This is a genomic window from Halorientalis pallida, from assembly GCF_004118325.1.
Lineage (GTDB): Archaea > Halobacteriota > Halobacteria > Halobacteriales > Haloarculaceae > Halorientalis > Halorientalis pallida.
The window spans coordinates 230414-256189 of sequence record NZ_RDFA01000006.1 but is presented as its reverse complement, the minus strand read 5'-3'; the positions used below and the strand labels follow the sequence as shown (position 1 = coordinate 256189).

General features: G+C 60.3%; 25 protein-coding genes. 10 read left to right on the top strand and 15 right to left on the bottom strand.

Features of this window, described 5'->3' with window-relative positions; genetic code table 11:
- Positions 1 to 78 precede the first annotated feature (78 nt).
- From EAF64_RS16935 to EAF64_RS21470, 7 genes are all read left to right on the top strand, one after another.
- Positions 79 to 360 carry a DUF433 domain-containing protein gene (locus tag EAF64_RS16935; RefSeq protein ID WP_129070161.1) on the top strand — a complete coding sequence of 94 codons (282 nt, stop codon included), beginning with the start codon at positions 79 to 81 and terminating at the stop codon, positions 358 to 360.
- On the top strand, positions 360 to 560 hold the full coding sequence (locus EAF64_RS21475) for a DUF5615 family PIN-like protein (RefSeq protein WP_227739028.1): 201 nt from the start codon (positions 360 to 362) through the stop codon (positions 558 to 560). The genes EAF64_RS16935 and EAF64_RS21475 overlap by 1 nt, the downstream gene beginning before the upstream one ends.
- A gap of 252 nt (positions 561 to 812) precedes the next feature.
- On the top strand, positions 813 to 1727 hold the full coding sequence (locus EAF64_RS16925; protein WP_129070160.1) for an ABC transporter ATP-binding protein: 915 nt from the start codon (positions 813 to 815) through the stop codon (positions 1725 to 1727).
- Positions 1724 to 2533, top strand: coding sequence for an ABC transporter permease subunit (locus EAF64_RS16920; RefSeq protein ID WP_129070159.1), 810 nt, complete (start codon positions 1724 to 1726; stop codon positions 2531 to 2533). The genes EAF64_RS16925 and EAF64_RS16920 overlap by 4 nt, the downstream gene beginning before the upstream one ends.
- Complete coding sequence (locus tag EAF64_RS16915) at positions 2530 to 3348, top strand: ABC transporter permease subunit (RefSeq protein ID WP_129070158.1); 819 nt, start codon at positions 2530 to 2532, stop codon at positions 3346 to 3348. The genes EAF64_RS16920 and EAF64_RS16915 overlap by 4 nt, the downstream gene beginning before the upstream one ends.
- Positions 3349 to 3434: 86 nt before the next feature.
- A complete protein-coding gene (locus tag EAF64_RS16910; RefSeq protein WP_129070157.1) occupies positions 3435 to 3707 on the top strand; it encodes a ribbon-helix-helix domain-containing protein in 273 nt (90 codons plus the stop codon).
- A gap of 97 nt (positions 3708 to 3804) precedes the next feature.
- Positions 3805 to 3984 (top strand): type II toxin-antitoxin system RelE family toxin, encoded by a 180-nt coding sequence (locus tag EAF64_RS21470; RefSeq protein ID WP_227739027.1) that lies wholly within the window; start codon positions 3805 to 3807, stop codon positions 3982 to 3984.
- A 121-nt stretch (positions 3985 to 4105) separates the two neighbouring features.
- Here the strand turns inward: EAF64_RS21470 and EAF64_RS16900 are convergent, their stop codons facing one another.
- From EAF64_RS16900 to EAF64_RS16885, 4 genes are all read right to left on the bottom strand, one after another.
- On the bottom strand, positions 4106 to 5278 hold the full coding sequence (locus EAF64_RS16900) for an MFS transporter (RefSeq protein WP_129070156.1): 1173 nt from the start codon (positions 5276 to 5278) through the stop codon (positions 4106 to 4108).
- 236 nt (positions 5279 to 5514) lie between these two features.
- The gene (locus tag EAF64_RS16895; protein ID WP_129070155.1) at positions 5515 to 5916 is read right to left on the bottom strand and encodes a type II toxin-antitoxin system VapC family toxin; all 402 of its coding nucleotides are present in this window, start codon (positions 5914 to 5916) and stop codon (positions 5515 to 5517) included.
- A complete protein-coding gene (locus tag EAF64_RS16890; RefSeq protein WP_129070154.1) occupies positions 5903 to 6145 on the bottom strand; it encodes an antitoxin VapB family protein in 243 nt (80 codons plus the stop codon). The genes EAF64_RS16895 and EAF64_RS16890 overlap by 14 nt, the downstream gene beginning before the upstream one ends.
- Positions 6146 to 6196: 51 nt before the next feature.
- Positions 6197 to 8305: a hypothetical protein gene (locus EAF64_RS16885; protein WP_129070153.1), complete on the bottom strand. Its 2109-nt coding sequence runs from the start codon at positions 8303 to 8305 to the stop codon at positions 6197 to 6199.
- Between the two features lie 134 nt (positions 8306 to 8439).
- On the opposite strand from EAF64_RS16885, the gene EAF64_RS16880 reads away from it, so the two are divergent.
- On the top strand, positions 8440 to 9882 hold the full coding sequence (locus tag EAF64_RS16880) for a sugar transferase (protein ID WP_129070152.1): 1443 nt from the start codon (positions 8440 to 8442) through the stop codon (positions 9880 to 9882).
- Here the strand turns inward: EAF64_RS16880 and EAF64_RS16875 are convergent.
- From EAF64_RS16875 to EAF64_RS16865, 3 genes are all read right to left on the bottom strand, one after another.
- Positions 9874 to 11139 (bottom strand): glycosyltransferase family 4 protein, encoded by a 1266-nt coding sequence (locus EAF64_RS16875; RefSeq protein ID WP_129070151.1) that lies wholly within the window; start codon positions 11137 to 11139, stop codon positions 9874 to 9876. The genes EAF64_RS16880 and EAF64_RS16875 overlap by 9 nt on opposite strands.
- An 85-nt stretch (positions 11140 to 11224) precedes the next feature.
- A complete protein-coding gene (locus tag EAF64_RS16870) occupies positions 11225 to 12658 on the bottom strand; it encodes a hypothetical protein (RefSeq protein WP_129070150.1) in 1434 nt (477 codons plus the stop codon).
- A 115-nt stretch (positions 12659 to 12773) separates the two neighbouring features.
- The gene (locus EAF64_RS16865; RefSeq protein WP_129070149.1) at positions 12774 to 13943 is read right to left on the bottom strand and encodes a glycosyltransferase family 4 protein; all 1170 of its coding nucleotides are present in this window, start codon (positions 13941 to 13943) and stop codon (positions 12774 to 12776) included.
- Between the two features lie 219 nt (positions 13944 to 14162).
- Between EAF64_RS16865 and EAF64_RS16860 the strand changes: the two genes are divergently transcribed.
- Positions 14163 to 15470 carry a sulfatase gene (locus EAF64_RS16860; protein WP_129070148.1) on the top strand — a complete coding sequence of 436 codons (1308 nt, stop codon included), beginning with the start codon at positions 14163 to 14165 and terminating at the stop codon, positions 15468 to 15470.
- 15 nt (positions 15471 to 15485) lie between these two features.
- On the opposite strand, the gene EAF64_RS16855 is transcribed toward EAF64_RS16860, so the two are convergent.
- The 3 genes from EAF64_RS16855 to EAF64_RS16845 form a co-directional block, all read right to left on the bottom strand.
- Positions 15486 to 16421: a hypothetical protein gene (locus tag EAF64_RS16855; protein ID WP_129070147.1), complete on the bottom strand. Its 936-nt coding sequence runs from the start codon at positions 16419 to 16421 to the stop codon at positions 15486 to 15488.
- A 74-nt stretch (positions 16422 to 16495) separates the two neighbouring features.
- Positions 16496 to 17497 (bottom strand): glycosyltransferase, encoded by a 1002-nt coding sequence (locus tag EAF64_RS16850; RefSeq protein WP_129070146.1) that lies wholly within the window; start codon positions 17495 to 17497, stop codon positions 16496 to 16498.
- Between the two features lie 207 nt (positions 17498 to 17704).
- Positions 17705 to 18670: an FkbM family methyltransferase gene (locus EAF64_RS16845; RefSeq protein WP_193767737.1), complete on the bottom strand. Its 966-nt coding sequence runs from the start codon at positions 18668 to 18670 to the stop codon at positions 17705 to 17707.
- Positions 18671 to 19285: 615 nt separating this feature from the next.
- Between EAF64_RS16845 and EAF64_RS16840 the strand changes: the two genes are divergently transcribed.
- On the top strand, positions 19286 to 20608 hold the full coding sequence (locus EAF64_RS16840) for a hypothetical protein (RefSeq protein WP_129070144.1): 1323 nt from the start codon (positions 19286 to 19288) through the stop codon (positions 20606 to 20608).
- Positions 20609 to 20615: 7 nt separating this feature from the next.
- Here EAF64_RS16840 and EAF64_RS16835 read toward each other — a convergent pair whose 3' ends face one another.
- From EAF64_RS16835 to EAF64_RS16815, 5 genes are all read right to left on the bottom strand, one after another.
- Positions 20616 to 21470 carry a class I SAM-dependent methyltransferase gene (locus tag EAF64_RS16835; RefSeq protein WP_129070143.1) on the bottom strand — a complete coding sequence of 285 codons (855 nt, stop codon included), beginning with the start codon at positions 21468 to 21470 and terminating at the stop codon, positions 20616 to 20618.
- A gap of 90 nt (positions 21471 to 21560) precedes the next feature.
- Positions 21561 to 23000: a sulfatase family protein gene (locus EAF64_RS16830; RefSeq protein ID WP_129070142.1), complete on the bottom strand. Its 1440-nt coding sequence runs from the start codon at positions 22998 to 23000 to the stop codon at positions 21561 to 21563.
- Positions 23001 to 23105: 105 nt separating this feature from the next.
- Positions 23106 to 24065, bottom strand: coding sequence for a Gfo/Idh/MocA family protein (locus EAF64_RS16825; protein WP_129070141.1), 960 nt, complete (start codon positions 24063 to 24065; stop codon positions 23106 to 23108).
- A complete protein-coding gene (locus tag EAF64_RS16820; protein ID WP_129070140.1) occupies positions 24062 to 25150 on the bottom strand; it encodes a DegT/DnrJ/EryC1/StrS family aminotransferase in 1089 nt (362 codons plus the stop codon). Before EAF64_RS16820 ends, EAF64_RS16825 begins: the two co-directional genes overlap by 4 nt.
- A complete protein-coding gene (locus EAF64_RS16815; protein ID WP_129070139.1) occupies positions 25147 to 25722 on the bottom strand; it encodes an acyltransferase in 576 nt (191 codons plus the stop codon). Before EAF64_RS16815 ends, EAF64_RS16820 begins: the two co-directional genes overlap by 4 nt.
- Positions 25723 to 25776 lie beyond the last annotated feature (54 nt).

Genomic DNA, 25776 nt, shown 5'->3' with positions numbered 1-25776 from the left:
CGTCACTGGACTTGAGGGTTCGGTTGAGAGGCGAGTCCGAGCCGGATGTTCAAGTGCTTTGACGACCAAGATTCCCACATGAGTCAGATGGCGAGGCGGATCGTTCGTGAGGTACACGACGAGCCACATCTAGAAGGCCGACGGATCACAGTGGAGTTTCTCAAAGAGCAGGTCGAGGACAAGGACCTCGATCCACGGACGGTCGCAGACAGGCACGATCTCGACGTCGCCGACGTCTACCGCGCGCTCACGTACTATCACGATCATCCCGAAGAGATGCGAGCAGTCGAACAGCAGCGCCAGTCCGCAGTCGACGAGCATCGCCACATGACGACGGACCCCGCCGACGTTCGTGACTGATGGGGTACCGACTTCTGGCAGACGAGAACGTCGAACCCGCGACGATCAACTACCTTCGAAAACTGGATCACGACGTCGAACAGGTCGGTAACGCCCCCGAACTCCATCTGGGAATCGATGACGAGTCGATAGCCACGTACGCCGATGAGTCCAACCGCCTCGTTCTCACGCAGGACGACGATTTCTTCACCGATTTTTGACATCGATGAGACGGCAGGCGTCCTCTTCCAGACGGACCAGACACTGTCAGCACGCGAGGTCGGGGATGTCGTCCACGAGATGTCCGAATATCTGGATCAAGAAGACATCTCACTGGAGTACGTGAGCCGGAACTGGCTGTAGGTTCAGGGAGCTGAATCGTAGGGCGATCGGGACGGTGAACGATACGTCCCTGTTTCCGAGTCGGAAAACCAGCGCGCGCTTTTATTTTGGCTCGGTTCGCCGATTGACATATGACCGCCATCGAAGCGAACGAGGTATCGAAACGGTACGGGACGGTGGTCGCCCTCGACAGGGTCGACCTCACCGTCGCCGAGGGGGAGATATTCGGCTTTCTCGGGCCCAACGGCGCGGGGAAATCCACGTTCATCAACGTCCTGCTCGACTTCGTGTCGCCCAGCGACGGCTCGGTCGAGATCTTCGGCCACGACTGCCACGCGGAGGGGGTCGCGGCCCGCAAGCGGATCGGCGTCCTCCCGGAGGGGTACTCCGTGTTCGAGCGCCGGACTGGTCGCCAGCACCTCGAGTACGCCATCCGCTCGAAGGAGGCCGACGACGATCCCGCCGAGATTCTGGATCGGGTCGGGCTCGACCCCACGGACGCCGAGCGGGAGGCCAGTGACTACTCGAAGGGGATGGCCCAGCGGCTCGTCCTCGGGATGGCGCTGGTCGGCGAGCCGGACCTCCTCTTGCTCGACGAACCCACCACCGGACTCGACCCCAACGGGGCCGCCGAGATGCGCGACATCATCCGCGAGGAGAACGAACGCGGGGCGACCGTCTTCTTCTCCAGTCACATCCTCGAACAGGTCGAAGCCGTCTGTGATCGGGTGGGCATCCTCCAGGGCGGCGAACTCGTCGCCGTCGACACGATCGAGGGGCTCCGGGAGTCCCTCGGCGGGGGTACCAAGCTCGTCATCACGGTCGATCACATGGCGAACGGCACGCTGGCGTCGGTCAGGGAGATTCAGGGTGTGGAGACGGCCGTCGAGCGCGAGGAGTCGACGCTGGAGGTGACCTGCACGAACGACGCGAAGATGGACATCCTCGTCGAGCTGCACGACGCGGGCGTCGACGTGGTGAACTTCCGGACCGAGGAGGCCTCCCTCGAAGATATGTTCATCGAGTACACCGGGACGGGCCGATGAGCTGGGACGTGATCGCACGCCAGGACTGGGCGCTGACGGTCGGCGAGCGCTCGACCAAGGGCCTGCTGGGTCTGCTCGGGTTCGTGATCGTCGTCACGGCCTACGTCTACCCGGTCAGCGGGCCGGGACCGCATACGACGGGGCGCTTCGCCGGAGCCGTCCACGGGAGCCTGACGACGCTGGTCCCCATCGTCGGCGTCCTGCTCGGCTACAACGCGGTCGTCAGCGAGCGCGAGTCCGGGGCGCTCCGGCTCTCGCTGTCGCTGCCTCACAGCCGGGCCGACGTCGTGTTCGGGAAGTTCCTCGGCCGCGTCGGCGTGGTCACGGCCACGCTGGTCGCTTCGCTGGCTGTCGCTGGCTTTCTCGTCGTCTACCCCTTCGGCGAACTCGAAGCGTTCCGATACCTCGCGTTCGTCGGTTTCACTGTGTGGTTCGGAGGGGTCTGGACGGGTATCGGGATCGCTACGTCCATCGCCGCGGCGACCAAGCGTCGCGCGCTCGTCCTCGCGCTCTTCGTCTTCTTCGTGTTCGTGATGGTCTGGGACACCGTCGACAGCGGCGTCACGCTGGCGCTAAACTTCGTCGGCCTCGTCGACGGGGCGTTGCCCGATCCCCTGCAGTTCTACTTCGGTCTCGAGCCGGGCCGGGTCTTCGGCCGGCTCACCGATGGGTTCGTCGACCCGAGCGCCACCGTCGATGGTGCCTGGTACCTCAGCGAGTGGGTCGCGCTGGTCCTCTTCGTGCTCTGGCTGGTCGGGCCACTGGGACTTGCCTATCGACGCTTCGCCCGGGGGGATCTGTCGTGAGCTGGCGCGTCGTCGCCCGCGAGGACGTCTACGACGCCGTTCGGTCGAAGACGACCTGGCTCGCGGTCGCGCTCTTCCCGATCGCGTTCCTCGGCTACGTCGTCGCCCACGACTACGTCGGCGAGCCAAACTTCCCGGCGTTCGTGGCGGGACTGGCCGGGGTGGTCGGTGTCGTCCTCCCGGCGGTCGCGATCCTGCTGAGCTACAAGTCGATCGCCGACGACCGGACGAGCGGGCGACTCACGCTCACGCTGTCCTTGCCTCACTCTCGGCGCGACCTGGCGATCGGGACCGTCGTCGGCCGCGCAGTCGTCGTCCTCGTCCCGGCCCTGCTCGCACTCGCCGTCGCGGGTGTCGTCGGTGCCGTTCGTTTCGGCACCGACGGGGTGCTGTGGGTCCCCTCGTTCCTCCTCGCAAGTGCGCTGTTTGGTGCCGCATTCGTCGGGTTCGCCGTCGGCCTCTCCATGTCGACGACCGCCGACCGCTGGATCACCCTCGGTGGACTCGGCGGCTACCTGTTGCTCGTCACGTTTTGGGGCGGTCTCCAGTCGGCCACTCTTCTGGTTCTCCATCGTTTCGACTTCCAGGTGCTTCGGGACATACCCGACTGGGCGCTGCTCTTTCGGCTGCTCGAGCCGGGCGAGTCCTACGCCCGACTGGTTCGCGCCGGGTTCGACGTGGACCTAGCCGGACTGTACGTGGTTGAGGGCGCACCCCTCTACGTGAGCGCGCCGGCTGCGCTGGTACTGTTGGTGGCGTGGGCGCTCGTTCCGTTGGTGGTCGGGTATCGGCGGTTCCGGGCGTCCGATCTCTGACTCTCAGAGACCGAGCCCCAGCACTCGGTTCACAGAGCGGACCGATCACCCGAACACTCTTGTTCGAGTCTGCGTAACACTATCGTATGTCGAATACGGATACACCCGCTGGTGGGCCAGAGAAGACGAACATCAACATCCGGTTGACGGAAACGTTCCTCGAAGACATCGATGCGACGTGGCAGGAAGAGGGGTACAACAGCCGTAGCGAGTTCATTCGGGATGCTCTCCGTGATGCGGTTCGACACCCGGGCTTGACACGTGAAAGCTGGAAGGAGATCGCGGCCGTCGAACACGCACGTCGGACGGGAGACAGCGAGACGTTCACCCGCGAAGACATCGTTGGCGACGATGAGTGAGGACTAGTGGAGCTGGCAGTTCCGCACACCAGCAAAGCGAGCTTATGATGATCTCGACGAACACGCACAGGACCGCATCACCGACAAACTAGACGAGATGGTGACCGATCAGTGGCGAAACCCCGACGACGACCTCGAACCACTCACTGGAGTCCCCTACTCGAAACTCAGGATCGGTCAGTTTCGACTCGGTGCCGAGTGTGACCACGGCGAGAAAAACCTCGATACATACACTATCGAGCATCGCAGTGGCGCGTACAAAGCTGACGACGATTGAGATGGTTTGCGCTTGTTCCAAGCGATACTAACTTCTGGATCGTCGAACCGAGGGCGACTAGGTCGGTACTTCCCAGAGACATCTCGATATCCTGTATCGAAAGACGGAGACCGGACGAGTCTCAGAGCCCGAGCCCCAGCACCCGATTCACGGCGATAGCGACGACAGCCACGCTCGCCAGCACGGCCAGCAGGCCGAACGCGACCGTCCAGCCGATGGCGTCCGAAAGCACACCGACGACCAGGCTTCCCGACGCGCCAATCGTCATGTAGACACTGCGGACGAGACCGAACCCCGCGCCACGCTCGGCGTTCCCGAGGATGTCCATGAACCGCGACTGTAGCGGCGCACCCCAGCTCATCCCGACGCCGACGAGCCCGACTCCGGCGATCACGACGAGGAATTGTTCGGTCACGACCAGCAGCGCGTACCCGGTCGTGGCCGACGCGAGCGCACCTGCGACGACCGTGTCCCGGGAAAGCCGGTCCGAGAGCGACCCGAGAAGCGGCTGTGTGAGTCCGTGGATCACGAAGTACGCCGAGAACAGCGCGCCCGCCATCGTCGTCGAGAGGCCGTGGTGGGCCGTGAGGAACGTCGGGAGGAACGAGGCCGTCGCCTGCCAGGAGAAGGCTCCGAGGACGGAGAGGCCAGTCGTGTAACGGATTTCGGGTCGGGAGAGCAGTTCCCGCACTGCACCGACCTCGAAGCGTTCCCGCATCGGCTGGTCCGGCCGGCGCGGTTCCGTGGACTCGACGGCGAGGGCAACGGCGACGAACACCGGGACCGCGACGGCCGCGCCGATCCCGATGGCCGGGCGCCAGCCGTACCGCGTCGCGACGACGGCCGCCGCGATGGGTGCAAGCAAACCAGCGAGCGGCCCCCCGGCGACGTGGACACCGATCGCCCAGCCGATGTCGTCGAAGTAGCGAGCCAGCAGTGTCGTGGCGACGCTGTAGTGGAGGCCGGCGACGGCACCCAGCAGGACCGTCCCGAGAAGGAAGAGCGGGAAGTTCGGAGCGGTCGTCAACAGGAAGCTCGTGACGGCCGTTCCGCCGACCGCCGTCAGTATGATCTTGCGCTCGCCGAAGCGATCGCCGAGGACCCCACTGGGGAACTGCGTGGTCGCGTAGGCGACCCACATGCCCGACAGCGCCAGTCCCATAGTACCGTTGCTGACCCCGAGCGCGAGCGTGAGGTTCGGGACGACGGGGCTGATCACCAGCCGAGCGACCATCGTGGCGAAGAAGGCCAGCGTACACAGCGCGAGAACGACCGACGCGTACCGACGACTCACTGGCTTTGGTTCGAGAATGCCGGGAAAGACTGTTTCGAAGGAGAGAGATCGTACCCCAATACCAGTTGTACCAGCTGCTCACGCCCGCGAATCGATCCGCGGCTCACAGACTACGGACTGCTGTCCATCGTCGAAGAGGGCCAGTCAAAACACCCGTACGTTCCATGGTATCCGGAGAAATTATAAATTATAATTATTTTCCAGTTGTATATCTGAATATCCGCTATGGATTTCCGTTACCGAACGATGTCGACATCCATCAGTTGATGGACCGGTTGCTTGTCGAAGTCGTTCTTGTTTCTGGTCGCAAGCGTCGCGTTCCGGGATCGCGCGATCGCCGCGATCAGCAGGTCACCAGGATCGAGTGAAGTTCCCGACGAACTGAGGAGATTCTCTATGTCCGAGGCTTCCAGGGCGGCGTCGGTGTCCAACGGTAGGACCGCGTCGACCCTACTTTCCACCTGTTTCCGCTCCGTCCGCCGCCGTGACTGCGAGCCGTAGAACGAGAGATACTCGTACAGCCCCACCGACGGCACGATCCACTGCTCGTCTGTTCGCTGGGTGAGATACGAAGTCACTGCGGGGTCGCTGTTCGGCCGCGCGTACTCCACGAGAACGTCCGTATCAAGAACGATCATCGACGCGTGCCTTTCGATCCTCGAGCGACTCGTTCAACTCCGCACGCCTCTCCGCAACGTGGTCCTCGAGGCCTGCAGCCTCGTCCTCGTCTAGCCACCCACCCATCTTCTCGACGTCCTTCTCGGTTCGTGCCAACCGGTCCAGCAAGTCATCAAACGACTCCCCCTCTCGTTTTCTCGCCTCGAGCTTTCGCTTCGTTTCTTCCGAGATCCGAATGGAACTGCTCATGTCGAATACAACGTATTCACACAGTGTAGGTGTTACGCCGATACGCTTCGCTCAAATAGCGATCGGCAACAGTTCGACGAGCGTCTCCACGAGCGGCAACGCGTAATCGGCGTACTGGAAGTAGACGAGGCCGGTAAACAGCAGGAACAGCGTCGACAGGGCCGTGGGGACTGCGAGCGCAACGACACCAACCCGCTCGTCGAAGTCGAATCCGAGGCTGGCGACGACAGCCCAGATCGCGAGCAAGCCGGCACCCGCGAGGTTCACCAGCGCGTGTAGTTGCATCGCTTCCCCCAGCGCGAGGTCGAACCACAGGAGGGCGAGTAGGAAGCCGAGCGTACCAAGTAGGAACGTCCCGACGTACGCCCCGGTGAGCCAGCGCAGGTCGGCGTTGACGGCGCGCTGGACACACCTCAGGCGAGCGACGCCGTACAAGCCAAGCGGGACGATGGGGACGAGATACCGGACGGTGATCTGGGTATGCAGGGGAAGCCGTTCGACGTTCATCAGCACGAGTGCGACCGCCATCGCGACCGCCAGCAGGTCGGTCTGGCGCGTCGGCTGGCCGAGTGCAGTTCGGAATGCGTGGAGCGAAGTGGTCCGAAGGCGTCGGAGGCTGGTTCCGAGAACGCCGAGGAGGCCACCAAGCAGTGGCGCGACTTCGAGTAACGCGAGGTCGATCGCTTCCTGCTCGGTCATCCGATACCTCACGTACTCCGGAATTCGGCCGCTCCTGAGGAAGGTATGATACAGTCGCTCGGGTTCGTCCTGTGCGAGTGTGATCCCGGTATCGACGTACGACCAGCCCTTTCCGAATGCCCAGGTACTGCCCTCGATGGCCACGCCGAGTATGGCCGCGAGTGCGGACAGGAGCGTCGTGATCGGGCCTGGGCTGGGCTCGGACGGCGACGTGGGTACAGGTGGTTCGGGTGCCGTCGTCCCGCCGGTTCCGCTCCCTGTCGTCGTGCCGTTGGTCGTCGCCGGTGGCCCGGTTCCCTCGGTTGTCCTCGACGTATCTGTTGTCGGTTGTGATTCGGTGGGTGTCGGCGTTGGCGTCGATCCCCCGCCACCGCTTCGACTGTCGCCGCCGTCCTGGCCGCCGGTCGCGAGCGGGTCAACCTGCCCGGAGAACGAGTCCAGCGACCGGGGCGGCTGGAAGGGGTCGCCGTTGATCGTCGCGTTGGTCGCGAGGAACGGGGCGAGTGCGACGAGGAAGACGAGGGTCACGACCGCGAGGTGTTTCGGGTGGTTCGAGCGGGCTGTCGCGAGGTCTGTCGGGATGAGGACGGCAAAGACCACGAGGGCTTCGAGCGCGTGGAGCCACGCCCACAGTGCGACGACGGTGTACGCCAGTGCGCGGAGGCCGAGCGCGCGTCGTCGTGTGTCTGCCGCACGACTGAAGTAAAAGGCCCCGAGAACGGCGACGACGGCCAATCCCGAGAGCGCGTGCCGTTTCGGGATCGACGCCCAGAAGCTCACGGGCGAGGCAACCACAGCCGCTGCACCGAAGACGAGCCCGACCCGGCGGCCGTGTGCGTGGGCGAGGACGCGATAGAGGACAACGCCGGCGAATGCGACGGCGAGCATCCCCGTTATCTGGAGTGCGAGGAAGGCCGTCCAGCGGTCGGGGAGGGGCGCGGCGACGAGGGCGCTTGCGAGGAAAGTCAGCAATGCGAGGGCCGCACCCGCGATGGCGAACGGCTCGTGTCGGTCGAGAATGCGGCCGGCACGGTCGAACAGGAGGACGATGATCCCCGACCACGCCGCGGCGAGGACGAGACGCAGGTCGAAGAGGGCAGCGAGAGCGTCGAGGACCCAGAGGGCAGGTAACGAGAGAAAGATGTGTGCGTAGTTGCGGGCGTAGACCGCCCCGTCGGCGTACCAGAGGCCGGGTTGGGAGCCCACCGTGAGCGAGTAGGTTATCTTCGTGATTGCGAGGTGGCCGTCGGCGACGTTGACGAGTCCGTTGGCGATGGCGTAGCTGTCGGTGAGGAACACGCCGATCCGCCAGTAGGTCGCGAGGACGGCGAGCGTACCGAGAAAGAGGACGACGCCGTACCGATCGCCGAAGAGGGCATGGCCGAGTCGTCGTCGCCATCGGTCGGCCGTCTCGAAGAGGGACTGGGCGTCGATCTGCGTGCGGTCCGACAGCCGTGTCACGTTCCTGTCTCTGCAGGGCGACACCAAGAGGCTGTCCCCGAGTCGACACGCCGAAACGGACGTTCGACGGTGGTCAGACGCTCGTGTGACGGCTGTCGTAGGTCTTATATCCGGCGGTCGAGTTATCAGTTCTAATGGCTACGGGCTGGCGGTACCGGGTCGCGAGCGTCCTCGGGACTGCCAGCCTCACCGCGTTCGCTGTCTGGTTCATTAACTACCCGTTGATTCAGGACGCGTTCAGTCAGGTGCCGTTCGTCGGCCGACCAGCGCCTGCCGTGCTGTCGAACGGCGCGCTTGTCTTCGTAATCTTGACGGTGCTCGTCGTGGTTCTCGGCGCGATGTGGCCGCTGTTCAAACCCCGACCTCGGCGCGTGCTTGATACGATCCTGCTCACGCAGAAACGGGTATTCCTCGCAATGATCGGGCTAGCTGCGCTGGGGTATTTCGACTACAGTTACCGGCTCCCCCGGCCGACGCTGTTGCTCGTGACCGGCTTCCTGTTGCTCTGGCTGCCCGCCTGGATGGTCGCGATCCGACGGCGGCCGAGCGAGCAGTCCAGAGCGATCATCGTCGGTGACGATCCGGCTGCGATGGAAGCCATCTTGGAGGAAACCGATCTGCCCGTGATCGGGTACGTCTCGCCGCCGTCGTCCTACGAGGCCACTGGTGAGGTGGTCGTCGGAAAACCGGAAGTGTCCGACGGTGGTGCTGTCACGACGCGGCTGGACGAACTCTCGAATCTCGGTGGGTTGTCGCGACTGGATGAGGTGCTGGTCAAATACGAGATCGATACGGCGCTGTTGGCGTTTGCGGATACCGATCGCGCAGAGTTTTTCGGGACGTTGGACACCTGTTACGAACACGGCGTGACAGCGATGGTTCACCGAGATCATGCTGACAACGTGTTGACCGCAGGTGTGGCCGGTGGGGAACTGGTTGAGGTTGATCTCGATCCGTGGGACTGGCAGGACTATGTGGTCAAGCGGGTATTCGACGTCGCGTTCGCTGCGGTCGGGTTGCTCGTTTTGACGCCACTGCTCCTGGTCATCGCCACCGCGATCAAACTCGATAGTCCCGGTCCGGTGCTATACAATCAAGAACGTACCGCCGAGTTCGGCGGTATCTTCACCGTTTATAAATTCCGTAGTATGATCCCCGAAGCCGAAGCCGACACGGGCGCAAAACTCTCCGAGGATGACCGCGGCGACATCGACCCGCGCGTGACGCGCGTCGGTCGATTCCTTCGGAAGACACATCTCGACGAAATTCCCCAGTTGTGGTCGATTCTGGTGGGACACATGAGTGTCGTCGGCCCCCGGCCCGAGCGGCCGGAACTGGACACCTCCATGGAGTCCGGTGCCGAGGATTGGCGCAACCGGTGGTTCGTCAAACCCGGCCTGACCGGGCTGGCACAAATCAACGACGTGACCGGCCACGACCCACAGAAGAAGCTCCGGTACGACGTGGAATACATCCGCCAACAGTCGTTCTGGTTCGACGTCAAGATTGTCGTGCGCCAAATCTGGTCGGTCCTCACGGACGTGGTGGCGCTAGTTCAGGACGAGAGATCAACCTGACCTGGTGTCGAGAAGGGTCTGGAACAGTTCCGTATACTCCTCAGCCGCGTGGTCAAGCGTGTACCGGGCTTCAAAACAGGACCTAGCATTCCTACCAAGCCGTGACGCCTGTTTATCGTCGTCAGCCCAGCGTTGGAGTATGGTCGCGGTTGCATCCACATCGCCGGGACGGACGTACGCGCCACAGTCGTGCTCGCGAACGACGCGAGCGACTTCGTCGCCTTCACCGACGACAGCCAGAACCGGCATACCGGCTGCCAGGGAGGAATATAGTTTCGAAGATACACACATCCCCTCCATCTCAGGCTGGATGCCGACCAACGAAGCGTCGCCACAAGTGAGTGTCTCGGGCAGTCGTTCAAGCGGCTGGAAAGGGAAAAACTGGACATTTTCGATGTCACGTCGGTCAACCATTCGACGGAGTTCGTCCTTTTTTGCTCCCTCACCGATGACTAACAGTTGTATATCCATTCGCCCCTGTTGTTTGAGTTGAGCGATGGCTTCAATAGCCGTTTCAAGTTCGTGAAAGCGGCCGATGTTACCCGAGTACAGAAGCGTAAACGGGTCAATTGTGTCGTGTTCCACCGCAAAGTCGTTATCCTCTTTTGCCATCGGCTTGATGAACGTCTCATCCTCCCAGTTTGGGATCACCTCAATCTTCTCGGGATCGAACGCCGAATCCTCTTCCATCTTCTCCAGCAGGCGGCGCTCCATAGAGTCGCCCAGAACAACGATTCGGTCGGCATCGCGATAAATCACCACCATAGCTCGCTCCCAGATCTGAGCGATGATCCCATCGTCTGAAAGCAATCCAAGGGCGATTGGCATGTCTGGATACATGTCATAGATGAGATAGACGTAGGGCGTCCCGCGCAACCGTTTGTACACCCAAGCGACGAACGGCAGGATGGGCGGATTCGAGAGGACGAACAGTACGTCACGCTCAGACCGGCCGCTGAACAACCGAACCAGTGCGAGAAGTGAAAAGGAGAGCCAGTTCAACACACGAAGCGGGAGCGAGTCTTTATCGAACCGCGTCCCCCGCACGCGTGAGATGTTGACACCGTCGTGGACCGAGCGTTTTGGAACGGTTTCGGACCGGTCCTCGTCGTGGTAATTGGGGTACGCCGTGACGACGGACACGTCAAAGTGGGCCTCCAGCCGTGTCGTGAGTCGCGTCAGCAACTGCGCGGTCGATGCCTCTTCCGGATAGAAGTATTCCGTGAGGAGAGTTATCGAACCATCTGTGTCACTCATCGAGCATCAGTCGACACGCGAGTGTCCTTAGCGTGACGGTCTGGCTGTCCTCAGTGATTGGCCGCGCATTCGGCCGCCGGCCATCTTACGGCTGACTCGTCGTTTCCTCGAGATCCTCGTCTGGAGTCCACTCTGCGGTTCGCAACAGAACACCGGCGAGTCCAAGAAAGACAATGAGCCGGGTGTGGTAGAATACCGCCGCGGTTGACATCAGTTTGACGAACACAGCGACGAGAGTCAGGAAGATGGCCCCGTATAGCGCACGATTCCTGCTGGCCGCTCGCTTCCACGCCCGGAAGTAGACGAGGATTGCGGAGACGAACAGCCAGAGGCCCAAAATAACGCCGAGAATCCCACGACGGAACAGTTGAGCGAACAGAAAGTTGTGGATCTGGTGATTGATGTCGCCGTACAGGATGGCCCTGGAACTCGAGACCTTGCTGATGACGGTCTCGTACTGGGCACCGTTCCCAAACCCGAAGAGGTACTGCAACAGTGACCCGTGCTCCGCCATGTGCTTGAGTACGTCCAACGCTTCAGCGATCTTCTGTGCCAGCGAGCCACGTGCACGGCGTTCGTACGCAAGGAACTGTTCGAGCATCGCGATGTCATTCAAAACGCGTAGCGTCTTGTTCCTGATCTGGGCCAGTATGGTTTCGCCCTCGACGAACAGCGTTACCCCAAGTACACCGGCGAAAGCAACACCAGGGATGCTTTTCAGCGGTCGAAGAAGGGTCCGCTTGCGAGTCGAAGTGAGCAGAAAGACCCCGACGACACACATCGTCACGATCCAGTCGCCCCGACTCAGCGAGAGGATGATGCTACCAACGGAGACAAGGAGCAATCCAAACTGTGCGGTTCTGGATATCGGAAGCGGGTCACGTGCCTCAGGGGTAGAGAGCGTCATCAAGAGGAGCGGCACTAGATAGAAAACGCCTAATGAGGCGCTGATTTCGGCGAAAGAACCACTTAGTAGCGAGAGCACCTGCTTCGCAAAAGTCGCGAGCAACGAAACGGTGACGAGCGCGTAGACTGCACGAAACCACTCGAAGATCCGTTCGCGGTCAACGATGATCAGAACGGCCAGATATCCCAGAGGAAAGATGACCAGTTTGTACGTATCCGAGAGGAGATGTGAAAGGTCGTTGCCCATAGCGAGTCCGATCACGAGGGTCACGAGGTTGTACAGACCGAAGAGACCGATCACAATCTCATAGCGGTGGACCGAGACGACGAATCGCTGCGTCCGTGTCACCAGCGCGACGATGGCGATACACAGGATTGCCAGGAGTGGGCCGCCAACCGCGAGCGTTTCGATGATCAGTTCGACCTTGGCGTCACCGATCGATACAAACCGGGCGAATACAATCGCGAGCAGTTGGGTCACAACTAAACTCAGTGCGAACAGCCAGAGAAGCACCTTCTCGGTGTAACTCGAGAACAGAGATTGGTATCTGACGACCAGTACGACCAGCGCACAGATCTGGACAGCGGTGATGAGGGTCGGGAGCGTCAGCATCGCTCTGTCTTGGCGTGAGCGCCAGTGGGCGGTCCCACGCGCGAACTAGCAGTGAACGCGGTTAGCAGTGCAGGCAGGCGTCCGACGACGAACCTTCGGTGGTGATTTCGAGACATCAGACGCCCTCTCGTATCACTTCGTCGAACACACTGCAAGTCTTTCGGGCCGAATCTTTCCAAGAGAACTCCTTTGCACGGTCCAGTGCGGCGTCTTCGAGCGCGTCCCTCGTGTCGGCCTCGGTCGCGAGGGTACCGATGCTGTCGGCGATGCTATCCGGACGGTACGGGTCGAAATACAGCGCGGCCTCACCGCAGATTTCCGGCATCGACGTACGGTTCGAGCTGGCAATCGCGGAGCCACACGCGAGCGCTTCGATCAGTGTGATCGGGGCATTCTCGCAGGCGGAACTGAACAGAAAGCCCGTGCTCGCACTGTGTAGGTGTGGGAGATCGCCGTGATCCACAAACCCTATCCTGTGGACGCGGTCCGCGATACCGAGCGATCGGATTTTTGCGTCTAATTCCTCGGAATATCCGTCGTCGATTACTTTTCCGACGAGACAGAGGTCGGGGACTCCGTCGCTCTGCTCACAGGCCTTGGCGTATCCCTCGACGAGTTGGAGGTAGTTCTTGTATCGAGCGACGTTCGAGACCGACAGAAGATACTCTTCCGGGAGATTATACGACGCGAGTATTTCCGGGTCCGGTTCGACCGGCCCGAACCCCTCAGGCACGCCGTGTGGGATCACGACCGCTTTCTCGGTGACGCTCGGAATGTACTCAGCGACGCGGTCAAGCGTGGCCTGCGTGAAAAACACGATCCTCTTGGCTTGTCGCACCGACAGCCGCGTCGCGATTCGGAGCGCGCGTAACCGGGCCGACTCGCGGAGCGTCCTGTTGGGCTGGGCGCTCGGATAGAATGGCGCGATGTTCCGGACGGCGACGATTTTCGGCGTGAAATTGAGCACGTTCGAGATATGTGACGGAAAGTACAGCAGATCGGGGTCAATACGGCGTGCCCACCGGAGCAAATCGACGTTCTCCCAGAAGATCCGTCGCGGCGTCTGAATGGGCTGTAGAAACCCGTTTTCCTTCGGGACGACGGGGTAGAGATTAATCACGGGATCCGTATCGCCCAACCGCTCTGCCACCTCCGACGTACAGAGGACGTGATACTGGTTCGTCGATTCGACATCCGGTAACTCTTTCAAGAGATGAAATTCACGGAGGAGAGAACCGCTGCTGAAAGAGACGGCGTTGACGAGTATGTCGTCAGATTCACTCATAAAGATCACTGAACACTAACGGCGATCACAATTCGTCACCCTCTACAAAGCATCCGTATTTTTGTGTTTCGGTCAGCATCGCGGGTGATGTCTCATCACCGAGAGATCGATCATATCGTATTCGATTACCTAGCCGTATCGACGGCTGGGACACAGTTCCGGAAGGCGGGATGAATAAATAGTCGCAGAGGGAATGCGACACCGGATACATCCACTGAAATGAACCCGAACGTCCTCTTCGTTACCGTCGACTCTCTACGTGCCGATTACGTCAGTTGTATCGCCGACTCGCCGGTCGATACACCGGGTATCGACGCCGTAGCAGAGGACGGCACAACCTACACCAACGCGTACGCGCAAGGTCCGTTCACCACGTTTTCGATGCCATCGCTGTTCACCGGCCGGTACCCCTCGGCACTCACCTACACGTCGTTTGCTGGGGACGTAGTCGGCGTCTACCTGACCGAGGGAACGATGCTGGCCGAAGCGGTTTCCGACAAAGGCTACCGGACGGCCGGGTTCCACTCGAATCCGTTGCTGTCGAATCTCTTCGAATTCGACCGTGGTTTCGACACATTTGACGCCGATCTCCCGTTCTCCGGTCTGTCACTCCCCGGGAGTTTCAAACTCCTAACGAACAAACTACGACGGTTACTCCGGACACACGCGTACATCCCGGCCGAAACGATCACCGACCGAGCCATCGAATGGACCGACGAGCAAGACTCCGAGGACCCACTCTTCCTCTGGACCCACTACATGGACGTTCACGGTCCATACCAGCGCAAGGACGGGTTCGTCTACTACAACAAATTTCGGGGAGAGCGTCTCTGGCAGAAGGCAGTTCACTCCCCAGAAGATATCACCGACAAAGAACACCGTGAATTGCTCGAAACCTATCGAGAGGAGGTCGCATATACCGATTCGGAGATTGGCCGTCTCGTCGAGACTGTGACCGAAACGACGGACCGCCCGACGCTCGTTATCATCACTGCAGACCACGGCGACGGATTCGACGAACACGGGTACTACAGTCATCCCCATCGCACCGAAGACGTGTTGCTCAACGTCCCGCTCGTGATCGACGACCCGACCGGAACGCTCGAGGACGGCGTCGTTACTGAACCGACGGAACTGATCAGTGTCGCCCCGACCGTCCTCGACATCGTCGGTGCCGACACCCCGTCTTCGTTCGAGGGAACGTCACTGGTAGCGAGGGATGAGAGCGACCCGATCGCCATCGGGGAAGCCGAGCTAACGCCGGACTACCGTGCCGCGTTCGTCAGCAGTGAGTACAAGTACGTCCTCGACAAGGTCGCGGACAAAGAACGACTATACGCCCGGACCGAAGCCGATCTGGAAGGGAAGTTAGTCACCAACGAGGCCGACGAGCAACTCGAACGGTTCCGCGACATTGCCGCCACACACCGGAATCGGGACGCCGTGTCGGACCAAGCCCAGACGTCTACGGACATCAAAGACGACGAGGTGAGAGATCGGCTGAAGAAACTGGGCTACATGGAATGAGCGTCGCGCGGCCGATCACTCTACGTATCCGAGACTGTTGAGACGCTCCGCGACCGTTCCGTCGTCGACCTCCGATAGATCTGTCGTGGTATCGCCCGCAGTGATCTCCTTTCGCTCGCCGTCACCGTCACAGATGAGCCACGGGACCGTGACGAGGTCCGGAATGTAGACGCCCGAGGGGTGGCCCCACTCCCGGATAGGGAACGGGAATGCACGCTCGCCGAAGACGTTCCCGTGATCCGACGTGACGACCGTCTTTCCAGTGAGGTCCGAAAGAAGATCGGTCACGTGAGGCAACACGGCGTCCAGGTTCTCGGCGTAAGCGGTCCAGAGCGTCTCCGTCGAGACATCGAGGTCGCCCAGGAGCCGTCGCCGCCAGAAGTTCGGGTCCGGATCCTCGACGTCCGGATCGGCAAGGTGACCCTTGTCGAACTCCAGGCTCGCGTCGAGGAACGGGTAGTGCGGTTGGATGTAGTGGACGATCAGCCGTTTGTTTGGATACTCCTCGGCGGCGCGGCGGGCGTACTCGGTCGTCGTCTCCGGGCGGACCGTCCCGAGTTCCTCGTCCCACCCCTCTTCCTTCCAGACGTGGATCACGTCGTGGAACTCTGCTCTGATCTCTTCGCGGTAGTGATAGGGAACCGGATTGGCGGTTACGTAGACGGTGTCCGGAAACATGCGATCGGCGAAGTTCCCCCGAAGGAAGTCCCGGGTACTCGAACCGCGAGAGATCCGAGATTCCAGGCCCCCACCAAGCGTGTTTCGGTCACGGAAGAGGTCGTAGCGGCAGGCGTCGAGAACGATCAGATTGTCCCAGTCTTCCTCGAAGACGTCGATGCCTTTCGTGTTGTACCCGGCGTCGCCACGCCGTCGGAAATAGAGTCGGTTGAGTTCTCGACCGACGAGAACAGGGTGTGCCAGCCCTTTCCGAAGTTGTGAGAACGAATACATAGCGACGATGGCCTTGGGCCTCAATCAGGGCCTCAGGGATAATGCCTTTCGGTTCCGAAACCAACTCCCAGGTTTCACTCGGCGTGTCGCTCGTAGAGGTCCACGTACCGGTTCATCAGCGACTCCTGGTCGTAGTGACGGTCGATCCACGCGACAGACCGTTCCCGGGCGTCGTCGCTCTCTGTCTCCAGTTCCCCGAGTCGCTGTCGCACTTCCTCGGGGGTCGAAGCCCGCATGATCGGCGGTGGGTGTTCCCACCGCGACTCGTCGACGGCCGATATCAACGGCGTGCCACAGGCCAGCGACTGCCTAGCTAGCGACCCGAACCCGAACCGGAATTGATCCAAGACGGCGTCAGCGTGCCGGATATCTCTGGCTAACCGCGGTTTCGACATGAGCGGTGCGAACGTGACCGAATCCTGGAGCCCCAGTTCCGAGACCAGACGCTTCGAGCGGTCCACGTCGTTGCCCCACTCGATAGTCGTGAGCTGGACGTCGGATCCGTTGAACCCAGCAAGCGCCTCGAACATGACGTCGTTCCGTTTGGTCTCCCAGTCGTGGCGCGCCCCGGCGAACAGTTCGAGACCGTCGTGTTCGGTGTGGGTATCCTCGGCCGGATGGAACAGTTCGGTGGCGAGAAGCGGATCGAGCTCGGCCGTCTCGGCCCGGTCGTATCGGGAGCGGAAGTCACTAAGCCACTTTCCAAGGCCCACGACGACCGATGCGCCTCGGATCGCACGTTTGACCAGAACGTACAGCGGAATCCTGAAGAGCGTGCTGTCGACGTGTCGGTCCCGTTGCCAGTCGTAGTGTCCTGTGATGTGATATATGTACGGTGTCCCGGAGAACGAGGCCCAGATCGCACTCCAGATGTTCCAAGCGTGGATTACATCGCAATCGACGGCCCGAATCTGACGCACCATCTCCGAGTGGGCGTGCAGATCTTTCAGTGGTTCATCATCTGCATCGACCGACACAGGAGTGACCCAGTCTTCGAGCCGTCGCTGCTGATCAGGCCCCCACTTAGCATCCCCGCTCTGGTCGGTTAGTTCCGAGAGGTCCGTGTCAACTTCCATCCAGAGCGGATGGTTCGTCACGTGACGGTCGAGGAACACCTGCTCTGTTTCGATACCTCGGTCTCTGAGCCGCTTTGAACAGACGTACGGCAAGTTAGCAGCGTTTCCGACTTGTAACAGCTTCATTATCAATGTTGGTTTCAGGACCGTTGCGTTCGGGAGCCAGTGGTTCTTCTCAGTTCTACCTATTCTTCCAAGGAGCGGCGCTCAGTCTGGGTCCACGAGCCCTCGCTTTGATGCATAGACAACGGGGGCGAACGCCTCGTCGATCGTGTATTCAAACCCGTGCTCCGCTAGGATCTCTTCAATGGCCGATAGTTCCGAACAGGCGACCAAGGCGAGATCCAGATCCTTTTGCAAGGTCCGGAAAGCGCCACGGAGGATGTTCGCTTCTTCCATATTCACAGTTAAGATGAGATAGTCGACGGATTCTATCTCCATATCGTCGACGATTCCATCTAGGGTCAAGCCCTCGACCGTAATCGTCGAGATCATGTCTTCCGTAATTTCATCAAACTCGTCGAAATTTTCCCGTTTGAGGCTGTACGTTTTCCCACTCGCACCCGTCGTCACGTAGAACTCGAGATCGCCGTCTGTGTTAGAAACCGCCCTGTTTAGTGTCCTGACGTTGTCAAGACAGTTCTCTCGAACATTGGCCTCGAGCAGTCGGTGATTTTCCGGGTGGGCTTCAATAGCGACGACGGTTCCCTCTTCACCAACCATGTGTGATAACTTCGTAGTGAAGTGGCCGTGGTAGGGGCCGACCTGGACAACCGTATCACCCGGCTTCGGATCGTAGTATTTGATTTGGTCGAATATGCTGGTATCTACGTAGCTCCGGTAATAGTCGTACGCGACAAAGTAAGCTTCGGGAATAAGAACGTCTTTGATCGCTTGATCGAGTTGCGCATAATCGTTCTCGTACTCGTCGGACGTGTAGCCATAGAAGACATGTCCGTTCGCCAGTTCGATGTACGGATACGTCTCGCCCTCGATGGTTCCGAAACCGGAGTCAACGATGTCGAGTTGCTCAACCTTTGCTGTTCGTTCGGACACCGTATATTTCTGTCTAAGCCAATCTTTGGGGCCACCTTCGGGGAGATACCGTGCGGCGGTACCCCGCACGAACGAAAGTGCTGATTTCGGCATATGTTTTATTAGTTTACTGCTCATGTTGTCGGGAGTTACGTTTCGTTGGTTAAGCGGGGAGTTCTTTACTCTTACTCCAAATACTCCAGCGCCCACAGATTTGCTCCAAATCGTCAATTTTCCGCTGTTCAGGGTTCGATTCACACGACCGGTTTGTGCCATCAAGATAGTATTCGAGTGCTAACGCGAGCCGCTCGTACATCTTGTGCTTGTCTAGTGAGGGTCTTGTGAGAGCGGATTGGCTTCAAAGTCGTCAGTGCCCGCTCGGATCCACCGGTTTCGGCGAACGAGCGGACAAATTTGTAGAGTGCTGACGGGGCACTGCTTAGCTCAGTCCGTACTCGTCCGGATTCTGTATTTCCGAAAAAGTCCGCTCTGTCCCCTAGAACCACGACTCGTTGAACAACCGACAGTCCCTGAGCTTCACATCAATAAATTTACGGTAGATTTGCTGCATTGTCTACATGATAAATTTTTTCTACAATAAGCAACTACCGATCACAAGAGATATTATTAATAAAGGAAACGGGATTACGCTCTCCAGAGCTGAAGAATCCACTGTGGCATCGGTCCCTGAAGCGATCACTTTACAATGACTGTCAGTAAGCTTATTTCGACCGGCACCCATTGCAATTCTCGATGTGGTCGAGTTCGAAGCACGATGCCAATCCATTGATAACACCATACCAGAATCCGGCTGCCGAATATGAACAGTACCAACCCGCGGTCGTTCGCGTCGACGGCGACTATTTCATGTTCGTCAAGTCCGATGAACTCGATCAAAACCGTCGTCGGTTCCGTCTCTGGAGGAGTACTGATGGCATAGAGTGGCGATTGACTGACACAACGTTCGGCCCCGCCGACGGCAGCCTGTCGGTGAACGAGATACATCATCCGGTCTTCGTATACGAAGCGTCGGAGAACCGGTATCATCTGTACTACAGAGCCGACGGCGGAGAAGACGGTGGGAGCATCGGCCATGCCGTGGGAGAGCATCCGACAAAGCTGCGGGACGACGGTCGAAGTCCTGCGTTGACCAGCGAGGAACTCGAGGAGAAATTCGGCGGCGCCTGTCGGAACCCCCAGTTGACAGACATGGTCAGTATCGGCTCGACCAATGTGTATTATGGCTTCTACTGGACGAAGGGGTGGGCAGACCCGGACGCGGGGGACAGCCACTGTGTCCTCTTTTGTGCGGTCGGTGACCACGGTGACCTCCGGCCCCGAGGCGTGATTTCGACGGCCGATGCCTTTCCACGGAGCGGGACGATCATCGGGAACGTCAGTGTCTTCGCCGCGGACGACCAGTACTGTCTCACCGCGATGGTCGGACGGTTATTAGAGAACGAACCGGATCAGCGTGAGACCTACGCCATGGTCGGGGACGGGTTCGAGTTCGTTCCAGTGTCCGGGCGCGTCCTCGATACGGGGCCGCCGGGGACGTGGGAAGAGAAGTGGGTCTACGGTGGGTCGTGGCTGAAGGACAACAGGACACACGACACTGTGCAGAACATCGACGGTCGAGCGCGGTTCTACTACAACGGGCAGGACACCGCGGATAATAACGGTTCAATCGGTCTCGCAGAATTTGACGACATCCCCAGTTTGGACCGATTAACCGAGATTAACGCGTGGAGCCAATCGATACCGCTTCAGGCGGGGTCGAATACGATCGCATTGCCAACAGATACCAAAGCAGTTCGGCTCGTCGTCGAGTACAGAACAGCAGACGGGGACGAAGTCACCACGGCACTCTCGACGGCTGACGCGCAGGGAAACAACGTCAAAACTGGCATCAGTGGCATAACAGGGTCCGGGCAGCAGACCAAACGTGGGGCCGTTGCACGACTCGGGACTGAAACGTCCGCAACACTGACGATCACACCGAAATCAGCGAAAGATGAAATTGCTGCAGCGACGGTTATCGGCTACCGATCCTTCGTCGCTCCCGATGTACGGTAGGAACCCCTCATTCCCGTTTTTCGGCCCGAACAGAATGGCCACTCATTTGCTCGTTGAAATGAACGACTTCGAGTCCCGCCTCGTCGAACATCGACCGGAGTTCAGATTCACTGAATCGGAACGTGTACTCCGGGTTGAACCAGTTGAAGTTGCACAGGACGCTGTACTCCTGACCCTTCCCGTCCCAGTCGTAATAACAGTGTAAGAGGTGACGGTAGACGAATTCGTGGACGGTGTATGTACCACCTTCGATTCCGAGCAACGGAATGTCCGGGACCGTAATCTCTTCGTCCAGGTTGTAAAGTTCCTCACCAACTCCCGACATCTGCTCTGCAAACTGGAGGACGTCCTCGCGGTCCATGTCGACAGTCTCGTCACGAATGAGCGTGTCTGCGGCCTCCCGGATTCGCGATTTCTCTTTGTAAACGTACAGCGTAATCGTTCCACCGGGTTTGAGCTTCGTGACGATATGCTGGAAGTACTCTTCCGGTTTAGGCGTCTGGTGGAGACAGTTCTCTACAGCGATGTAATCGAACTCTTCGTCGGAGAAATCGAGATTGCTCATGTCCCCGACATGGATGTTCTCGATACCGAGTTCGTGGCCCTGTTCGATTGCGCCCTCAGAGAGATCGATGCCAACCGCTTCGGCTTCACCGTTCAGATCGTCGACATAGTCCGTCCACCACCCCATCCCGCAGCCTACGTCCAAAACCTTCTTGCCCTTCACCCACTCCTCAAACTCCTCTACCGTCCATCCGTTCCGAATAATTCGGTCACGGGCGCGTTTTTCGACTTCCTCCCCGGTGACCGGGTCCTGTTGCCATCGATAGTCAAAATGTTGTTTCGTCTGCTCTTGAGACATGGGGGTACGGTAGAGAGTTTGGAATATAAATCCAACTATTAGGAAAACCAACGGATCGTCGTCTGCTGAAGTCCCGTACGGCTGTCGTGGTCACTCCAGGTACCCCAGCGCCCGTAGCCGTTCTTCCATCTCGTCCGAGTTTCGCTGTTCCAGATTCGGTTCACACGACTGGCTCACCCCATCGAGATAGGATTCAAGCGCCAGCGCGAGCGGCTCGTACATTTCGTGATTGTCAGGAAGGGGGTCCCGTTCCAGCGGGTCGGCCTCGATGTGGTAGAGTGCCCGTTCGGGACTGCCCGTCTCGGCGAACGAGCGGACGAATTTGTACGGATACTGACGGACAGCCGCTTCACTCAACCCGCCGTCGCCCGGATCCCGGATCGTCCCGAAAAAGTTCGCGCCACCCTCGTAGAACCACGACTCGTTGTACAGGTAGCGGTCGTCGTCGGGACCCTCGCCCGCGAGTGAGACCCCGTCAGCGGGCCCGTCCCACTCGAGTCCAACCACGTCCGCGATAGTCGGAGCGAGGTCGACATGGTTCACCGGCGTCGACTGGTCGACGGCCGGGGCCCACTGATCGGACTCGACGAACAGCGGAACCCGCACCGCGCCCTCGGAAACATTAAAGCTGTTGAAAAAGTCCTCTCGGTCCCGCCAACGGCAGCGGGTTTCGCCGTGGTCCGACGTCACGATCAGGAGGTAGTCCTCCGGCATGACAGCACGGAGCCGCTCGATCAGATCGGCGAAACGGCCGGTGTCGAAAACCTCGACGCCACGAGCGTACATTTCGGCCAGGTACTGGAACCGGTCGTCACCGACCTGTGATTCGAGTTCCTGTCTGATGAGGTAATCGAGACTCCGGTACGTCGCGTACTCTCTGAGGGAGTCCGGCAGGTCGTCGTACCGGTCGACCTGCTCTCTGGCTTCCGCTTCCGCGGCATCGAGCATGGCAGACGGGTCACAGATCCCGTCGAGAATCGACCCGAGTTCCGAGAGGTACCGCTCGTTGTATTGGTGTCGTTCCCCGCCACCAGGGGTGTGTATGTAGGGTTTGTGAACGTCGAACAGATGGACGAACGTGAAAGTCCGGTCGGTTTCGCCAGCCGCCTCGACGAATTCGAAGAGGTCGTGTTCGTCCTCCTCGAAGGGACAGCGAACGGTGTCGAACCCCCGGGTGACGTCCAGAATGTCGAGTGCGATGTTCTCGATCCAGGCGGTGGTCCGATAGCCGTCGCGGGAGAACGCCTCGGCCAGTGTATCGACTCCCGGACTCATCGAATTGAAGAACGTCTTCACTCCGTGGTTCTTCGGATAGAGACCGGAGAACAGCGACGCGTGAGAGGGCGGCGTGTACGACGACGTGCTGACGGTGTCGTGAAAGAGCGTTCCCGTCTCGGCCAGGCGGTCGAAGGTGGGGGTCTCGACCGTCAACCCGTGTTGGTCGAGCCACCCGGTCGGTTTCGCCGGGCCGATACAGTCGTATCTGAGGTCGTCGATGGAGACAAGAACTACATTCTCGATGCCGCTCATACGTAGCCGAACACGGAACCAGCCTTATTAAAATGTAGCGGTGCCGGACCCTGGTTCCACACGGTCTGGGCCGGTTTTGGCAGGGATCCCGGACTTGAGGCATCCTCACTCACACCGGTCGATGACGGACCTCGCCAGGCGGACCGCCTCGACACCGACTTTGCCGCCGACACGGGGCTTGGTTCGCGTCGCCACCGAGTCAAGGAAGTGACGGAGTTCGTTTTTTAGCGGTTCTTCCCGGTTGATGTAGGGATTCTCTGTCACGGTCTCGGTCCGGTATCCCGACCCGTCGATGATGTTCGTGGTCCGTTCCGAGCCACGCCGCTGGACGGTGACGTCCTGTTTCTGGTAATCGAGTCGGACGAACACGTCTTTCGTCGTCACGTCGAGGGTCCTGACTTTCCCGTGTGTGACGTGACTCGCGGTGACGCTTGAGACGACGCCGTCGGACGATTTGAATTGCGCGATGACATGATCGAGTTCGGTCGACCGAGTCGTGGTGCCGACCGCGTTGATCGTCGATAGCGCACCAGGGACGAGATAATTCAAGATGTCGATGTCGTGGATCATCAGGTCGAACACGACGTTTTCCTCCGAGAGCTGGTCGCTGAACGGCCCCAGTCGATGTGCGTCAAGTGCAATGACGACCTGATCCTCAAGGAGTTTCTGCAAGGTCTCGACCGCGGGATTGAACCGCTCGATGTGTCCGACCTGCAGCACCGCGTCCTCGTCGGAGGCCGTCTCGACGATCCGTTCTGCGGCTTCAACGGAGTTGGCCAGCGGTTTCTCGACGAGGACATCCAACCCCCGTTCCAAGCAGTCGATGGCCACGTCGTGGTGAAACCGATTCGGGACCGCGACCGTGACCGCCTCGGCGGCCTCCAGATCGGCGACATCGTCGACGATCCGGATATCGTACTCGTCGCTGACCGCCGCCGCACGGTCTGGGTTCGGCTCAACGACTTCGACCAGGTCTGCCCCCGAGAGTTCGTCGTACACTCTGATGTGATTCGCACCCATGTTCCCGGCTCCGACGACGCCGACTGGGATCGGTTGGTCGGTCACGCCTCGTTCACCTCCGCACGCTGGACGGCACCGGCAATGGCGTCGACGTCTTCCGCGGTCACTTGGGGATGGACCGGCAGCGAGAGCACGCGTTCACTCAGGTCGCTCGCGACCGGATACTCGCCAAGCTGGTCGTAGGCCGGCTGTGCCGGGATCGGAACTGGATAGTAGACGGCGTAACCGATACTGGCAGCGTCCAGGGCCGCCTGAATCCGCTCGCGGTGCTCGGTCCGGATGGTGTATTGATGAAAGGCGTGGGTCCGGTCGGCTGGGATAGTGGGTGTCTCGACGTCGTCGATACCGGCCAGTTCCCCGGTGAGCCGGGCCGCATTCTCCCGTCGTCGGTCGATCCAGTCCGGGAGTCGGTCGATCTGGTCGCGACCGATGGCCGCCTGGATGTTGGTCATACGAAAGTTGTAGCCGATCTCGGCGTGCTCGTACCCGCTGACCCGGCCGTGATCGATGAGCCGCCGCGCTCGCTCAGCCAGCGCCTCGTCGTCGGTCGTGATCATCCCGCCCTCGCCGGTCGTCATGTTCTTCGTCGGATAAAAGGAGAATGCACCCGCGTCGCCGATGGACCCGACCATCTCGCCGTTGTACGATGCTCCGTGGGCCTGGGCCGCGTCCTCGAACAGCAAGAGGTCGTGTTCGCGGGCGATCTCGCGGAACTCCTCCATATCGGCGGGCAAGCCGTAGAGGTGGACGGGCATGAGTGCAGTCACGTCGTCGCGCTCGGCCAGTGTCTCGCGGACGGCAGTCGGGTCCAGATTGCACGTGTCCAGCCGCACATCCGTGAAGGTGACCTCTGCGCCGGCGTGTTTGACGGCGTTGGCAGTCGAGATAAACGAGAACGGAGTCGTCAACACGACGTCATCCTCGCCGACGCCAGCGGCCTCGAACATCGCGTGTAGCGCCGTCGTCCCCGAGGAGGTCGCCACGGCGTGTTCCACACCGACGTAGTCGGCGAAGGCGGACTCGAACTCGCGGACGACCTCTCCGTCGGCGAGCATCCCCGAGTCCAGAACGTCACAGACGGCCTCCTTGGCGGCCTCGGATACCTGCGGGTTCGCGATAGGGATGGTCATAGCTGATTTTCTCCGTCTAACTCCGGCGGTAGCTCTCGGTGGGTCGCCGGGACGCCGGCCGCCAGGGTCCAGGGCGGCACGTCCTCGGTGACGACCGAGCCGGCGGCGATGAACGCCCCCTCGCCGACCGTCACACCCGGAAGAATCGTCGCGTTCGCGCCGACGGAGACGCCGTTCTCGATCGTTGGACCGATCAGGTCGGCGTCGGTCCGCACCGGATACTGATCGTTGAGCAACGTCGCGTTGGGCCCGATAAAGACGTTCGACCCGATCTTCGTTTCGCTGGGGACGTAGACGCCGGTTTGCATACTCACGTCATCGCCGACCGTGGTGGTCCCGTCGATGACCGACTGCGTGCCGACGAGGACGTCGTCACCCAGGACGGTCTGCTCGCGAACGAGCGCGTGGTGGCCAGTCTGGAATGAGTCGCCCGCACGCACATCGTCGTAGACGATCGTGCCCGAGCGAATGACGCTCCCCGGACCCACCTCTGGCGGTGCAGTATCGTTGGCGTAGGCGACCCCAAACTGTGCGCCGTCAGCGATCGAAACGTGCGACGATGAATCAGCCATTGGAGCGTTGACTCTTCCCTGTAGCCGAGTGCGTATGTGTATTTCGCTCATCCG